Raw genomic sequence first — 15303 nt, 5'->3', positions numbered from 1 at the left:
TTCGGCTATGGTGAGGGCACCCCCCGTTCCCCGCCCGCGAGAGGTAGGCCGCCATGGCAGCCCAGCTCGTCGACGAACCCCGCCTCCCCTCCCCCGACGCGACCGGCGCGCCCCCGCCACCGCGCCCGACCCGGCTGCTCGCGCTGCCCGAGGTGCGCTGGGCCGCGCTCGCCACCCTCGCCTTCGCGCTGGCCCTGCCGCTGGACCTGGCTGGCGCGCCCGCCTGGGCGTGGGGGGCGCTGTACGCGGTGTGTTACGCGGCGGGCGGCTGGGAGCCGGGTTGGGCGGGCCTGGCGGCGCTGCGGGCGCGGACCCTCGACGTCGACCTACTCATGGTCGTCGCCGCGCTGGGCGCGGCGGGCATCGGCCAGTTCCTCGACGGCGGGCTGCTGATCGTCATCTTCGCCACCTCCGGCGCCCTGGAGGCGCTGGCGACCCGGCGCACGGCCGACTCGGTGCGCGGCCTGCTTGACCTGGCCCCGGCCACCGCGCTCCGCCTGGGCCCCGACGGCGCCGAGCGGCGGGTGGGCGTGGCGGAACTGCGGGTCGGTGACGCGGTCCTGGTGCGGCCGGGCGAGCGGCTGCCCGCCGACGGCACGGTGGTGCGGGGCGCCAGTGACGTGGACCAGGCCACCATCACCGGCGAACCGCTGCCGGTGGCCAAGCGGCCGGGGGACGGCGTGTTCGCCGGCACCCTCAACGGCACGGGCGCCCTGCGGGTACGGGTGGAGCGCGACGCCCACGACTCGGTCATCGCCCGGATCGTAGCCATGGTCGCGGAGGCCAGCGAGACCAAGGCCCCGACCCAGCTGTTCATCGAGAAGGTCGAGCAGCGCTACTCGGTGGGCGTGGTCGTGGCCACCCTCGCGCTGTTCGCGATCCCGCTGGCGTTCGGCGCGGGGTTCACCCCAACGCTGCTGCGGGCCATGACGTTCATGATCGTGGCGTCGCCGTGCGCGGTGGTCCTGGCCACCATGCCGCCGCTGCTGTCGGCGATCGCCAACGCCGGGCGGCACGGCGTCCTGGTGAAGTCGGCAGTGGTGATGGAGCGGCTGGGCGAGGTGGACCGGGTGGCGCTGGACAAGACCGGCACGCTCACCGAGGGCGCGCCGCGCCTGGCCTCGGTGCGCCTCCTTGAGCGGCCCGCGCGGCGGGGTGAGCCGTCCACCACGGACGCGGCCCTGGCGCTGGCCGCGTCCGTCGAGCGGCCCAGCGAACACCCCCTGGCACGGGCCGTGGTGGAGGCGGCACGCGAACGCGGCCTCACCCTGGAGCCCGCCCACGACTTCGACTCCGCCCCGGGCAGCGGGGTGCGCGCGCTGGTGACGGGGCGGCGGGTACGGGTGGGCAGCCCGGCCGCGACGCTGGGCGAGCGCGCCAAGGCGTCGGCCGGGACACCGGCCCGGGCCACCCGCGCGGACACGCCGGAGGTGGCCGAGGCGTGGCGGGTGGTGGCCGAGGAGGAGGGCGCGGGCCGCACGGCCGTCGTCCTCACCGTGGCCGACCGCCCCGTGGCGGTGCTGGCCGTCGAGGACCGTACGCGCGCGGGCGCGGCCGACGCCGTCGCGGCGCTACGCGCGCTCACCGGCGCCGAACCCGCCCTGCTCACCGGCGACAACGCGCGCGCGGCGACCCGGCTGGCCGCCGCCACCGGTATCGGCGACGTACGCGCCGGACTGCTGCCCCAGGACAAGGTGGCCGCTGTCCGCGCCTGGCAGGACGCCGGACACCGGGTGCTCCTCGTCGGGGACGGGGTCAACGACGCCCCGGCCCTGGCCGCCGCCCACAGCGGTCTGGCCATGGGCCGCGCGGGTGCGGACCTGGCCCTGGAGACGGCCGACGCCGTGGTCGTACGCGACGAGTTGGGCACCGTACCGGCCGTGGTGGCCCTCTCCCGTCGGGCCCGCGCGGTGGTGCGACAGAACCTGGTCATCGCCTCGGTGTGCATCGCCGCCCTGGTGACCTGGGACCTGGTCGGCCACCTCCCCCTCCCGCTGGGCGTGGCCGGCCACGAGGGCTCCACGGTGCTGGTCGGGCTGAACGGCCTGCGGCTCCTGCGCGGGTCGGCCTGGCGGCGGGAGGTGGCGTAGGCGTACGCCGGGCGTGGGCCTCGGCCGGGAGGTGGCGTCGGTGTGCGGCGTACGCGGGGCCGGCCGGGTGGCAGCGGGCCGCGCCGAGGACGCCGTGGTCGAGAGGGCGGGGCCGGTCGACCGCTCCGGTGGGCCCGGCGGCGCCCGCGCACCGGCCGCCGGGGGAATGTGCCGCCGACCGTCTCGGCGGTGGGGCGGGTGCCGGGGCCGCTGGTGCCGGTAGCGGCGGGCAGGTCTCGTGGTAGGCGGCGCCGGGGGCGAAGCGGGCCCACTCCGCGCGGGTGAGGTCGCGTGCAACCGTCCGGCAGAGCTGGTCGGCCGTCCGGGCGGCGTCCGTGTTCCAGAGCAGCACCGTGCCATCCACGCCGCCAGTGGCCAGGGTCTGCCCGTCGGGGCTGAAGGCCAGGGTGCGCACCGGTCGGCGGTGGCCGGTCAGCACGGCCGCCAGGCGGCGGTCCTCGACGCTCCACAGCGCCACGGAGACATCGGCGTTGGCGGTGGCCAGGGTGCGGCCGTCCGGGCTGAAGGCGACGGCGGTGGCGGGGAAGTCGCCGGGGACGTCGGCCAGGCGGGTGCCCCGGGCGACGTCCCAGACAATGGTCCGCCGGTCGGTGCCCGCAGTGGCCACGATCCGGCCGTCGGGGCTGAAGGCCACGGCCCGCAGCGAACCGGTGTGTCCGGCCAGGGTCCGGCTGCGGGTTTTGCTGGCCACGTCCCACAGGGCGGTGGTGCCGTCGTGTCCGGCCGAGGCGAGGGTGCGGCCGTCGGGGCTGAAGGCCACCGCGAGGACCGCGCGCGCCGCCGGTCTGGCCGGGCCTCCTGGTCGCGGGCCCGCGTCGTGGGCCAGGCGCGCCAACCGTGTGCGCCGCGCGGCGTCCCAGAGCGTGACCGCGCCGTCGGCGCCCGCCGTCGCCATGAGACGGGCGTCGGGACTGTAGGCGACGTCGAGAAACCGGTCCCCGTGCGTGGTGATCGCCGCGATGTGCCGCCCCGGCGGTCTTCCGGCCCGCCACAGGTGCAGGGCCCCGGGCGTGGGCGGGCGGGTGTCGGCTCCGGTGGCGGTGGCCAGGGTGCGACCGTCGGGGCTGAAGGCCACCGAGTTCGCGCTTCCCGTACGCCGGTTGGCCACGGCGCGTCGCGTTCGGCCGCGCAGGTCCCACGTGATGGTGGTCCCGTCGTCGCTCGCGCTGGCCAACAGCCGGCCGTCCGGGCTGAAGACGGCCTTGTTCACCCGGTGCCGGTGCCCGGTCAGGGCGACGCCTCCGACATCCCACAGGCTGACGACACCGGTCTCCCCCGCGGAGGCGAGCAGCGGGGTGGGGCCCGGGGCGAAGGCCAGGGTGGAGACGGTGGTGCCGTGGCCGGTGAGGGTGGCGCGGCGGGTGCCGCGCGCCGGGTCCCACAGGATGACGGAGCGGTCGAGACCGGCGGAGGCCAGATGGCGCCCGTCGGGGCTGAAGGCGATGCCGCGTACCGCCCCGACGTGGCCGGAGAGGGTGGCTCTGCGGGTGCCGCGCCGGGCGTCCCAGAGTCTGACCTGGCGATCGTGGCCGGCGGTGGCCAGGGTGCGCCCGTCGGGGGCGAAGGCCACTGCCGAGACGGCGCCGTGATGGCCGGTCAGGACGGAGCCCCGGGCTCTGGTCCTGGTGTCCCACAGGGTGACCACGCCGTCGGTGGTCGCCACGGCCGCCGTGTGTCCGCGGGGACTGAAGGCCACCTCGCTCACGCCTCGCGCGCCCCGGCCGAGGGTCCGGACGCGGGCGCGGGCGTCGAGGTCCCGCAGCAGGACGGTGCCGTCGGCGGACGCGCTGGCCAGGTGGCGGCTGTCGGGGCTGAAGGCGAGGCTGGTGAGCGGTTCGGCGTGACCGCCCAGGGTGGCCCTCACGGTGTGGGTGGCCGGGTCCCACAGGACCACCTTCCCGTCGTCGCCTCCCGTGGCCATCGTGCGGCCGTCGGGGCTGAAGGCCACGGCCCGCGACCGGGTGCGGCGGTCGCCGAGCGTGGCCAGGCGCGCGTGGCGCCGGACGTCCCAGAGCGCCACGGTACGGTCGCGGCTCGCGGAGGCCAGCACGCCCGACGGGCTGAACGCCACCCGCGACACGGCGTCCCGGTGCCCGGTGAGTTCCCCCTGGTGGTACTGGTGGGTGGACATCGAGAGCAGGGCTCCGCGCGCCTCGGGGGTCGACGCGACCTGGAGGGCCGCCACGCTCAGCAGCTTCGCCAGGGACGGCTGGCGCGCGACCAACCCCAGTGCCTGGGTGGCCAGTTGACGCGAGAGCGTGCGCTGTCTCTCGTGCGCGGCGATCTGCCGCTGGTGGACGGCGTCCTGCCGCTGGTGCACCGCGATCGCTCCCACGCTCGCGGCCACCAGCAGCAGCACGGCCAGGCAGAGGACCAGCAGGCGCAGATGGTGACGCCGGCGCAGGGCCGTGGCCCGCTCGGCGTCCTCCAGCGCGACACTGGCCTCCAGGAACTCGCGCTCAAGGGGGGTCAGCTCCGCGCGGCCGCGATCGCTTCGCGCCGTCTCACGCCAGGTCGCGAGCCGCCCGCCCCGGTAGACGGCGGCGTTGTCGCGGCCCAGTTCGTCCCAGGTACGGGCCGCCGCCGTCAGGCTCCGGTGCTGGCGCAGGCGCTCGCGGTCCGCCGCGATCCAGGCACGCAACCGGGGCCACGCGGTGATGATCGCCTCGTGGGTGAGGTCGACACGTCGGTCGTCGAGGGTGACCAGCCGCCCCTGGGCCAGGTGCTCCAGGACCAGCGCGGCGGCCGGGCTCGGGTCGATCTCGCCCCGGTCGACGGAGCGGCGCGTGTCCGGGGTGCCGTCGCCCGGGGTGACCAGGCGCAACAGAATGCGCCGGGCCGTGGCGGCCTGGGCGCCGGACAGGCGCAGGTAGACGTCCTCGGCTGTCCGGGCGATGGCGCCGTGGAGTCCTCCGGCGGCTTCGTACGCGTCCGTGGTCAGCGTACGGCCACGGCGGTGGCGCCAGGTCTCCAGCAGCGCGTGCGACAGCAGCGGCAGCGCCCCCGGCTGCTCCGTCACCTCCCTGATCAGACACGCCGTCAGCGCGCGCTCGACGATCAGGCCCTCGGCCACGGCCGGCTTGACGATGACCGCGCGCCACTCGGCCGGCGTCATGCGCCCGACCGGCAGGCTCGCCTTCCGGAGGATCTCGTCCAGGCCCGGCTGGCCCAGACATCGGGCGAGGAAGTCGGCCCGCACCCCCAGGACCACCCGCAGCCGGCGCCGGGGGTCCCGGGCGCCCAGGAGTACGTCGATGAATCCGCGCCGTTGTTCCGGGTCGTGGCAGCGCGTGAAGACCTCCTCGAACTGGTCCACGACCAGCCAGGTCTCCCCGTCGCCCGCCGCGGGCGTCAGCGCCCGCGCGTGGGCGCGCAGGGGCTCCGCGCCCGGCGTGAGCACGCGGATCGTCGCCGGGCGCGGATCGCCGCCCGCGGGGCGGCGCAGACGCGGGATGAGCCCGGCCCGCAGGAGCGAGGACTTGCCGCTGCCGGACGGCCCGGTGACGGCCGTGACCCGATGCCGGTGGGCCATCCGCACCAGGCGCTCGGTCAGCCGGTCCCGGCCGAAGAACAGATGCGCGTCGGCGACCTCGAAGCGGGCCAGCCCCCGGTAGGGCGCGGCGGCGGTGCCCTCGCCCGCCGCCGTGGCCGCCTCCCGCATGCGGGCGACGGCCCGCCAGCGTCGTTCCCAGTGCGGCACGTCGCCTCCGCAGGCGGTGACGTAGGCGAGCGTCAGGGCCAGGGAGGGAAACTTGTCCCCGGCCGCGGCCTGGGACAGCGCGGTGATCGAGTAGCCGGTGCGCTCGGCCATCACCCGGTAGGCGACGCACCCGACGCCGCCGCGCAGTGTGCGCAACTCGTACGCGAACCGCGCCACCGGGCCCGCCGCCGGGTCGAGCGGCTTCTCTCTGCGTCCCACCCTGCTTCCCCCAACAACCGGATGACCGCTGCGGCGCCACGCTACGGATACGACGAAACCGCGACAAGTCACCCGTCAGCCATCCCCGTTGCCCCTCTTCGTCCGCGATCCGATTTTTCACCCGCACCGACCTGGGCTGATGAAAAACACCTCGTCGGTGTGGACTCTGTGGTGCGCGGCCGGCGACCGGATGCCGCCGCCCACGAAGGGGCTCGGGTGCCCGTTCACGCGATGTCGACCGTGTCGGTCGACGTCACCACCGCGCCACGTACCGGACGCGCCATCTCCACCGTGTCCAGCGCGTGCGCGGCAGCGGACACACCGACCCCGACATCCGAGCGGACAGCGGAATGGGGAACACATCGTGATCAACAAGCAGCGCGTGGCCGTGGCGGCGATCGTCATGGGCTCGGGTCTGGCCCTGGCGCCGACGGCCGGGGCCGCACCGGGCCCGACCCCGGCCACCGCCTCGGTCAGGAGCGACACGAGGGCGGCCGGGGACACGGACACCCTCGCGTGGTGCAGTCACCCGAAGTTCGGTGGCCAGTACTACTGCAAGAGCTCGTACGTGCACACCCTGCCCAACGGCAAGCTGCAGATCTTCGCCATCGGCACGAACAAGGCCGCCTGGACCCGCTGGGAGGCGGGCAGCGGCCTGAGCGCCTGGACGTCCCTCGGCGGCCAGTGCGCCGAGCCGGGCAACAACTCGATCAACCTCTACTGGAAGAACCCCGCCAACAAGTGGAACTTCAAGATCCAGTGCAAGGGCACCAACCACAAGCGATACCTGAATGAGCGTTACGCCAGCGGAAAGTGGTCCGGCTGGAAGCAGGGCTGAGCGACCCCGCGACCGCCGAACCACCAGGAGGCCGCCCCGCGTTCAGCGGCGAGGCGGCCTCCGTCCGCGTGTCACGCGCGTCCTCGCCCGCGCGCGAGGGGACCCGGGGAGGCGCCGGACCCGTCTCCCTCTCGCCCCGGGGGCCCTCCGTCGCCCGGGGCCACCGGCGGGTGGTCGCGGTCCCGGCCCGGCGGGAGGCAGGCCAGGAGCGCCGCTGCGGCCAGGAGGCGGGCCGCCAGGAAGAGGCCGGCGCCGTAGCCGGCGGTGAGGTCGCTCAGGCGCGGCGTGCCGGTGGGGTGGGTGTGCCGGGTGGCCGCGCTGGCCGTGACCGTCAGGCCGAGCGAACCACCCACCCGCTGCGCGCTGTTGAGCACGCCGGAGGCCATCCCGGCCTCCTCGACGTCGACGCCGGTGGTGGCCGGGCTGGCCGGCGGGACGAAGCAGGCTCCGATGCCGAGGCTGGTGAGCGGCGAGGGCCCGAGGACGGCGCCGAGGAACGGGCCGTCCACGCCGAGGCGGCTGAACCACAGCAGGCCCAGCGCCCCGACCACCGCGCCGACCAGCACCAGCGTTCGCGCCCCGGTGCGCCCGTAGGGCCGGCCGGCCCTACGGGCGCCGGCGGTGAAGCCGACACAGCAGGGGAGAAAGGCCAGCCCCGTGGCGGCCGGGCCGTGGGCCAGGACCCGTCGCGGGTAGCGGGAGGCGCAGGAGAAGCCGGCGAACCGCCCGGACGCGAGCGGGAAGATGGTGGCGTTGGCCGTGCCCACCGCTCGGCGACCCGACCCACCGAGGCGGACCGGTGGTGGGTCGGCTCGACGCACCCCCTGCCGGGCGAAGGCGGCGAGCAGGGACGGCGACGCGGGGTCGACCCCATCGACGCCTGGGGACGCGACGCCAGCGGCCTGGGTGCCCGCCGGCGGAGCGGTGGCGGGCCCGCACCCGCCGGAGCCGGCGCCCCGCGCGTCGTCCGGGCCCCGCTCCTCGCGGGTGGCGGTGGGGCGTGGCGCGTCCCGGCCGGCGCGTGCGGTGCGGTGGGGGCGCGCCCCCGGCGGTGGGTGGGCCTGCCGGCGACCGTGCGGCTGGCTCGCCCCGTCGTGGCGCATGCCGCTCCTCCGTACGGTGGTGGGTGAGGCGCGGTGGTGCGACGGGCGGCGGCAGGCAGCGCGATCCGGCAGCCGGCGCACCCCGCCGACCGGTGGCACGGCCTGTGACGGCGCCCCGACACGAATTAACGTACACGTACAATAAAAGTATCCTCAAGCCTCCGCCGCACGGCCCGGGCGGCTGTGGAGCGGGTGCGGAGACAGAGGTGAGACACGGTGAGGGCAGAGCTCTGAGCGGGAACACGACCACCAGACCGAAACGGGGGCGGCCACCACGGCTCTCGCGCGAGCAGATCGTCGCGGCGGCGCACGAGATCATCGTCAGGGAGGGTGCGGAGCACCTGACGATGCGGCGGCTGGCCAGCGCGTTGCGCAGTACGCCCATGGCCGTCTACCACCACGTGCGGGACAAGGACGAACTGCTCGTCCTGGTCCTGGAGCACGTCGCGCGCAACCTGCCGCACCCCCCGCTGCCGCCGGAACCCCGACAGCGGCTGCTCGCCGCGTGCTCGCTGATGTACGGGGCGTTCATGGACAACCCGTGGGTGGTGCCGATCGTCGCGCGCGGCGACCTGGTCGGCGTGTCGGCCGTGTGGATGACCGAGGAGATCATGGCCGCGCTCGTGGCGCTCGGACTCAGCGACGAGCACGCCTTCCTCGCCCACCAGACCATCTGGTACTTCACGGCCGGGCAGGTGATGTCCGCCGCGCCACGGCCCGGCGCCGGCCAGGACGCGGCGGGGCCGATGGGCGAGCCGGCGCCGGACTACATCGAGGTGGCCATGGCCACCCGGGACCCGGCCGAGTTCCCGCACCTGGCCCGGCTGGTGGGCCGCTCGCACCAGTGGGAGGAGGACTACACCTACGAGAGCGGCCTGCGGCACATCCTGGACGGAGCCCTCACCGGGCGCGCGCCGGCGGACGACCCCGCGCCCTGACCACCCACGGCCACCGGAACGACGACCCGGGCCATGGGCGAGATCGGCGTACGGGCCGGGCCCACGCGGCGCGCTCCCGACCGCCGCCGCCGCGAGCGCGCGGCGGGCCGCGCACGGCCTACGCCCCGGCGACGAGCGGCCAAGCGGCGGCCGACGTCCGCGCACGAAGCCGAGCCGGGCCCGCGCGTCAGAACGCGAACACCCCGCCGCGAGCACGCCGTGCGGCGACCGACGGCCGGCGACCGGCCGACAGTCGAGAGCGCGCGACGCCGAGCGGCGGCCGAGGGACCGTCTACCGCCAGCGGCGGCCGAGGGCGAGGGGCGACAGGAGCGTGCGGGGTCACCAGGCGAGGAGCGGGGCGGGCGGCGGCCGACAGTCGGGCCTTCGGGAGGCCGGCGGCGGATCGTAGCGGGGCCGACGGCACGGGCCCGGACGAGCGCGCGCCGGCCGGGGCCGCCTGGGGCGGGTCCGGCCGGCGCGCGGCGGGGTCGCGGGAAGGGTCAGTCCTTGACCCCCAGGGCGGCCCGGACCGCCTCGCGTGCCTCCTGCGGCGTGTCGGTGGCCAGGGCGGCACGGGCCGCCTCCTGACACGCCTCCAGCGTGTGCTGGGCCAGCGTGGCGCGCACCCGGGGGATGGCGGTGGGGCTCATCGACAGACTGGTGACGCCGAGGCCGGTCAGGACGCAGGCCAGCAGCGGGTCGGCGGCGGCCTCGCCACACACCCCGCAGCTCTTGTCCTGGGCCTGGGCCGCCTGGGCGGCGGCGTGCACCAGGTCGAGCAGGGCCGGCTGCCACGGGTCCTGGAGCCGGGCCAGCGAACCGGTCTGCCGGTCGGCGGCGAACGTGTACTGCGCCAGGTCGTTGGTGCCCAGCGACAGGAAGTCCACCTCGCGCAGCAACGCGCCCGCGCGCAGGGCCGCCGAGGGGATCTCCACCATGGCCCCCACCTTCGCGGGCAGGCCGGCGCGCTGACAGGCGGCGGCGAACTGGGCCGCGTCCGCCCGGTCGGCCACCATCGGCGCCATCACCTCAAGCCGCACCGGCAGCCCGGCGGCGGCGCGCGTCAGCGCCTGGAGCTGCCCGTCCAACACCTCGGGGTGGTCCAGCAGGGTCCGCAGACCCCGCACGCCGAGCGCCGGGTTGGGCTCCTCGGCGGGAGTGAGGAAGTCCAGCGGCTTGTCGGCGCCCGCGTCCAGCACGCGGACGACCACGCGACCCTCGGGGAATGCCTCAAGGACCTGCCGGTACGCCTCCTGCTGCGCCTCGACCGACGGCGCCCGCTGGTGGTCGTCCAGGAAGAGGAACTCGGTCCGGAAGAGGCCCACGCCCTCGGCGCCGGCCTCCACGGCCGCGGCCACGTCGCCGACCCCACCGATGTTGGCCAGCAGCGGCACCGCGTGCCCGTCCTGGGTGGCACCCGGACCGCTGACGGCGGCGACGGCGGCGCGGCGCCGCTCGGCGCGCGCCACCAGCTCGGCCCGCAGCTCCTCGCCCGGCTCGATCACCACCTGCCCGTCGGAGCCGTCGAGCGCCACCGTGGTGCCCTCCACGAGCTCACCGGCGCCGGGCACCGCGACCACGGCGGGCACGCCGAGCGCCCGCGCGAGGATCGCGCTGTGGCTGGTGGGCCCGCCTTCCTGGGTCACGAAGCCGAGCACCAGCGCCGGGTCGAGCAGCGCGGTGTCGGCCGGTGCCAGGTCGCGTGCGACCAGCACGTACGGGTGGTCGCTGTCGGGCACGCCCGGCATCGGCACACCCAGGAGTCGGGCGACCAGGCGGTTGCGTACGTCGTCCAGGTCCGCGACCCGGCCGGCCAGGTAGTCGCCGGCGCCCAGGAGCAGCACGCGGTAGGCGGCGAACGCGTCGTAGACCGCGCGCTCGGCGGTGCCGCCCTCGGCGATCCGGCGCTCCACGTCGCTGGCCAGCTCCGGGTCGCGGGCCATCAGGGCCTGCGCCTCCAGCACCGCCTGGGCCTCGCCGCCGGCGAGGTTGCCGCGCGCCACCAGGTCGGCGGCCACCCACTCGACGGCCTGCCGCGACCGCGCCTGCTCCCGCTCCACCTCGTCGGCGGCGATCGTGCGCACCGGCGGCTCCAGTACGGCGGTGCCCATGTGGCGCACCTCGCCCACCGCTACTCCGTCGCTCACGCCGACGCCACGCAGCACCGTCTCCATCACACCCATCTCCCGTTCCACCCGACGAAACCCAACGCATCCGCGCTCGCGCACGTCCCGCGAACACGCCGACGCGGGGCGGTCGCCCCGCCCCGCTCTGGAACGGGCGACCCACACGGCCACCCGCTCACGACCTACTGCCAGCGGAAGAGAACGCCGTCCGTGGCGATCTCCCCGTCCTCCACGACCTCGCTCAGCGCGTCCGCGGTGGCCTCCAGGGCGACCACGGGGCACACCGGGGACTTGCCCGCGCGCTCGACCTCGGCCGGGTTCCAGCGCACCACCGGGTCGCCGGTCCGCACGGTGTCGCCCTTGTTCACCAGCAGCTCGAAGCCCTCGCCGGCGAGCTGGACGGTGTCGATGCCCAGGTGCGTGAGCACACCGTGGCCCTCGTCGTCGACGACCACGAAGGCATGCGGGTGCAGGGAGACGATGACGCCGCCGACCGGGGCGACGGCCACGCCCTCCTCGCGCACGGGGTCGATGGCGGTGCCCGGGCCGACCATCGCGCCGGAGAAGACCGGGTCGGGAACAGCGGCGAGGCCGATGGCACGCCCGGCCAGCGGGGACATCACGAGGGTCATGGGAAACCTTTCAACAGCGAGGGTGGGGTGGTACGGACACGGCGGTGACCGGCGGGCCCTGTCGCTGGCCCGCCGGCGCACCGCCGTGGTGTGGCACGGCTCAGTGGGTCTCGGTGACCTTGGCCAGGGCGCGCGGCGCGTCCGGGTCCTGCCCACGGGCAATGGTCACCTCGTACGCCAGCATCTGCAGCGGCAGGATCTCCAGGATGGGCTGGACCTCCTCCGCCACGCCATCGGTGGGCAGCGCGAACCCGGCCGAGGCCTTCTCCGTCTCGGCGCGCGTGCCGATGACGACCAGGTCGGCGCCGCGCCCGCGCAGCCGCTCCAGGACCGGCTGCAGCGCCTCGCCGCCGCGGCCGTCGGTGACGATGGCGATGACCGGCGACACGTTGTCCACCATGGCCAGCGGGCCGTGCAGCAGGTCGGCGCCCGAGTAGGACAGGGCGGGGATGTAGCTGGTCTCCATCAGCTTGAGCGCGGCCTCCTTGGCGGTCGGGTAGCCGTAACCACGAGAGGTCAGCACCATGCGCTCGGCGAAGCGGTAGCGCCCCGCCAGGGTGCGCACCTCCTCCTGCCGGTCCAGGATCTGCCGCGCCAGGTCCGGGAGCACCTTGGCCGCGGCGCCGTCGCCGCCGGCCAGCCCCTCCACGAACAGGTACAGGGCCAGCAGTTCGGCGGTGTACGTCTTCGTCGCGGGGAGCGCCTTCTCCTCGCCCGCCAGCACGTCGATGTGGTACTCGGAGACCTCGGCCAGCGGCGAGCCGGCGTTGTTCGTCACGGCCAGGGTGATCGCGCCGGCCTCGCGCGCGGCGCGGGTGGAGGCCACCAGGTCGGGCGAACCACCCGACTGGCTGACGGTGATCACCAGCACGTCGCGCAGGTCGGGCTTGGCCCCGTAGGCGGTGGTGGTGGACATCGACGTGAGGCCACAGGGCAGGCCCAGGCGCACCTCGAGGAGGTACTTGGCGTAGAGCGCGGCGTTGTCGGAGGTACCCCGCGCGGTCAGCAGGACGAACCGGGGCTGGCGGGCCGCGATGGCCTCGGCCACCTCCCGGATACGAGGCGCGCCCTCCTCCAGGATGCGGCGCAGTACCTCGGGCTGCTCGGCCATCTCACCGGCCATGATCCGGCCCGGTCGATCGTTGTGCTGAGCGGCAGTCGTCGCCGACATGTAGGTGCCTCCCGGTGGGCGCTGTGAAGCGCGGACAGTGATCTCCCGCGCGTCTTATTTGTACCCCGTAGCGCTCCAGAGGTCTAGTCCACTCCTCCGCGCGCCGCGACCGCTCCGTGACGGCCGCCCACGGGCCGAGCCTACGGCCCTTCGAGCGTCACCAGACCGCCCGCCGCTACCCCGTTCGAGTACCCGCCGATGCGGGTGAGCCGGGCACCCCGAACGTGACCGCCGGGGCGCCCCCGCGTTGGTCCGGCGTGACGACGATGCGGCGTGCCACTTCATACCACCGTCGACGACCCCCTCGCCCTCCCACGGAGGCGAAGCCCGCGTGTACATCGAGCGGGGAAACGGTTCACCAGCAGCCGGCGCCGACCTCGGCGCCCGTACGGGCAGCGCGGCCCACGTCCCCACCGGCACTGATCACCCAGCCGGTACGCGTCGACGCCCCGCCGGGCCCGCTCCGCACCTCGCCCGCCGGCCACCCCCTCGTCCCACCGACCGGTCCCCTCCCCTCTCCCCCGGACGCCGCCGCGACGGGCCGGCCATCCGTCCCGGCGCCGGCCCGCTCCCTCCCGCTCCCCCAGCCACCGCGACCCATGCCGCGGGCCGTGCCCGCCGCGCCGGGCATGCCGATCTACGCGGAGCTGGTGGAGCGCTGGCTCGGCGCGGGCCGGACGGTGCCCGGGACGGACGACCGCGAGTGGACCGAGCTGGTCCACCGCCCCACCTGGCCCGCCGCGCCCCGAGCCGGTGGGCCGGGCGCGAGCGGCTGAGACCACGCCGGGCCCGGCCACCCGGTCGGGTGCTCGCGCTCGCCCCGTGCCACCGGGCCGCCCCCGCCGCGCCGTACGTGCGACCGTTCGGCGCGGCGGGTGCCCGACCGGGCGCCGGGGCTGGCACGGGCTCGCCGGCACGGGTCAGCCCCGGGGCAGCTCGGCCTCGATCAGGTCGGCCGCGCGAGGGGTGCCGCCCTCCGCCCGTGACCGGGCCCGCAGCTCGGCGAGGCGGCGGGCGACCTCCGGGTTCGAGGTGAGCGCCGACAGGGCCGCGCGGAGCACCTCGGGGGTGGCGTCCTCGGTGTCGACGCGACGGGCCACGCCCAACTCCACCAGGCGGTCGGCGTTCGCGAACTGTTCAGCGCCCTGCGGCACGGCGATCATCGGCACGCCGCTGTCCAGCCCCTCGCCGCAGCCGCCCATGCCCGCGTGCGTCACGAACGCGTCGGCCTGGCGCAACACGGCCACCTGCGGCACCCACGCGCGCACCTCGACGTTGCGCGGGATGGGCCCGAGGGCGGCGGGGTCGGTGTATTTGCCGATCTGGAGGACGACGTGCCAGCCGGGTAGGTCCCCGAAGGCCGCGAGGCAGCGGCGGTAGAACGCGGCCTGCCGGGTGTAGGCCGAGCCCAGCGAGATCAACAGCACCTTCTCGGCGGCGGGCGGGCGCGTCCAGGCGCCCTGGTCGGCGCGCTCGCCCAGGCAGGGCCCCACGAAGCTGACGATCCGCGGGTCCACGGTGTCGGCGTGCGGCTGCATGGCCCGGGGGATCACGGCCACCGCGCGGGTCGGGCGCCCGCCGAACTCCTCGGGGTCGGTCGTGGTGGCGCCGCACTCCGCCAGCCAGCCGGCGAACCGCGCGAAGTGGGCGCCGGCTCCCGGCAGCGCCCGGAGCTGGGCACCGACCTCCTCCTCGAAGGTGCTCCAGGCGACGTAGCTGGGCGACAGCTGCACGGTGGGCCGCCCCTGCCGCTCGGCGAGCGCGCGGCCCGCGTAGCCGCCGATGTCGTACAGGTACAGGTCCGCGGGGTCGGGGTCGTAGCGGGCCCGCAGTTGTGGCAACGCCTGTCGGGCGTCGTCGAGGAAGACCCCCATCGCGGCGACGGGGTCGCTGGGCCAGTCGTTGTCGGCCACCGGCAGCGTCGAGCGGCAGACGACCAGTTCGGCCCCGGTGGGCGCGATCACCTCCGCGACGGCCGGGTCGTTGGCGTAGGTGACCCGGTGGCCCCGGGCGACGAGCTCGCGGATGATCTCCAGGCTGGGCAGGATGTGACTGACGACGGGAACGCCGATCATGGCGATATGGGCACGCTTGCGTGACACGGGAGTACGTCCTTGGTCGGTACTACGGCGAACGGACACGACGGGGCGACGCCCGTGCGGCGGTGCGGCACGTCGGTCGGACGCGCCGAATGCCCGCCCGGGCGCGGCGAGGAGCGGGCGGCTGGGCCCGCTGTCGTGTCAGCCGTAGATCTGGGGACCGTACATGCGGCGCATGCTAGCTCGCGGGCAGCGGCGCGAGCCACGGGATTTCCGGCGTGGGCGAGGGCACCGGCCGTCCGCCCTGTCGTGAGTCGGACGCCGGCGACTGGACGAGGCGAGGCGGGCCAGCCGGCACGGCCTTCGCCGCACGCCCGCCGGGTGGGGCGTCAGCACTCCCCGGACTCCTCCCGTGGGCACGGCGG

Annotated in this window: 9 protein-coding genes and 1 pseudogene; 4 read left to right on the top strand and 6 right to left on the bottom strand. The window is 75.9% G+C overall.

Features of this window, described 5'->3' with window-relative positions:
- The first annotated feature begins 53 nt into the window (after positions 1-53).
- Entirely contained in the window at positions 54-2090 is a 2037-nt protein-coding gene (locus ACFVFR_RS20845) for a heavy metal translocating P-type ATPase (protein ID WP_383703787.1), read from the top strand.
- A gap of 349 nt (positions 2091-2439) precedes the next feature.
- Here ACFVFR_RS20845 and ACFVFR_RS20840 read toward each other — a convergent pair.
- Positions 2440-5772: pseudogene (locus ACFVFR_RS20840) on the bottom strand (hypothetical protein); the annotation flags it as partial.
- Positions 5773-6394: 622 nt separating this feature from the next.
- Between ACFVFR_RS20840 and ACFVFR_RS20835 the strand changes: the two are divergent.
- Positions 6395-6868 carry a hypothetical protein gene (locus tag ACFVFR_RS20835; RefSeq protein ID WP_383703785.1) on the top strand — a complete coding sequence of 158 codons (474 nt, stop codon included), beginning with the start codon at positions 6395-6397 and terminating at the stop codon, positions 6866-6868.
- 71 nt (positions 6869-6939) lie between these two features.
- On the opposite strand, the gene ACFVFR_RS20830 is transcribed toward ACFVFR_RS20835, so the two are convergent.
- Positions 6940-7971, bottom strand: coding sequence for a hypothetical protein (locus ACFVFR_RS20830; RefSeq protein ID WP_383703783.1), 1032 nt, complete (start codon positions 7969-7971; stop codon positions 6940-6942).
- 206 nt (positions 7972-8177) lie between these two features.
- Between ACFVFR_RS20830 and ACFVFR_RS20825 the strand changes: the two genes are divergently transcribed.
- Positions 8178-8909, top strand: coding sequence for a TetR/AcrR family transcriptional regulator (locus ACFVFR_RS20825; protein ID WP_383703781.1), 732 nt, complete (start codon positions 8178-8180; stop codon positions 8907-8909).
- Positions 8910-9410: 501 nt separating this feature from the next.
- Here ACFVFR_RS20825 and ptsP read toward each other — a convergent pair.
- From ptsP to ACFVFR_RS20810, 3 genes are all read right to left on the bottom strand, one after another.
- Complete coding sequence (gene ptsP, locus ACFVFR_RS20820) at positions 9411-11084, bottom strand: phosphoenolpyruvate--protein phosphotransferase (RefSeq protein WP_383703901.1); 1674 nt, start codon at positions 11082-11084, stop codon at positions 9411-9413.
- 134 nt (positions 11085-11218) lie between these two features.
- On the bottom strand, positions 11219-11668 hold the full coding sequence (locus ACFVFR_RS20815) for a PTS glucose transporter subunit IIA (protein ID WP_383703779.1): 450 nt from the start codon (positions 11666-11668) through the stop codon (positions 11219-11221).
- A 100-nt stretch (positions 11669-11768) separates the two neighbouring features.
- Positions 11769-12839, bottom strand: a complete 1071-nt coding sequence (locus ACFVFR_RS20810) for an SIS domain-containing protein (RefSeq protein WP_383703777.1) — start codon at positions 12837-12839, stop codon at positions 11769-11771.
- Positions 12840-13450: 611 nt separating this feature from the next.
- Here ACFVFR_RS20810 and ACFVFR_RS20805 point away from each other — a divergent pair.
- Entirely contained in the window at positions 13451-13615 is a 165-nt protein-coding gene (locus ACFVFR_RS20805; RefSeq protein WP_383703775.1) for a hypothetical protein, read from the top strand.
- Between the two features lie 144 nt (positions 13616-13759).
- Here the strand turns inward: ACFVFR_RS20805 and ACFVFR_RS20800 are convergent, their stop codons facing one another.
- Entirely contained in the window at positions 13760-14914 is a 1155-nt protein-coding gene (locus tag ACFVFR_RS20800) for a macrolide family glycosyltransferase (RefSeq protein ID WP_383703899.1), read from the bottom strand.
- Positions 14915-15303: the final 389 nt, after the last annotated feature.

The sequence above is a fragment of the Streptomyces sp. NPDC057702 genome, from assembly GCF_042799315.1.
Lineage (GTDB): Bacteria > Actinomycetota > Actinomycetes > Streptomycetales > Streptomycetaceae > Streptomyces.
This window is presented reverse-complemented; position numbering and strand designations above follow the sequence as displayed.

Excerpts from the sequence above, each read along its gene's own strand:
- ptsP (WP_383703901.1), bottom strand. The coding sequence starts at position 11,084 with ATGGAGACGGTGCTGCGTGGCGTCGGCGTGAGCGACGGAGTAGCGGTG.
- ACFVFR_RS20800 (WP_383703899.1), bottom strand. The coding sequence starts at position 14,914 with ATGATCGGCGTTCCCGTCGTCAGTCACATCCTGCCCAGCCTGGAGATC.
- ACFVFR_RS20815 (WP_383703779.1), bottom strand. The coding sequence starts at position 11,668 with ATGACCCTCGTGATGTCCCCGCTGGCCGGGCGTGCCATCGGCCTCGCC.
- ACFVFR_RS20845 (WP_383703787.1), top strand. The coding sequence starts at position 54 with ATGGCAGCCCAGCTCGTCGACGAACCCCGCCTCCCCTCCCCCGACGCG.
- ACFVFR_RS20810 (WP_383703777.1), bottom strand. The coding sequence starts at position 12,839 with ATGTCGGCGACGACTGCCGCTCAGCACAACGATCGACCGGGCCGGATC.
- ACFVFR_RS20830 (WP_383703783.1), bottom strand. The coding sequence starts at position 7,971 with ATGCGCCACGACGGGGCGAGCCAGCCGCACGGTCGCCGGCAGGCCCAC.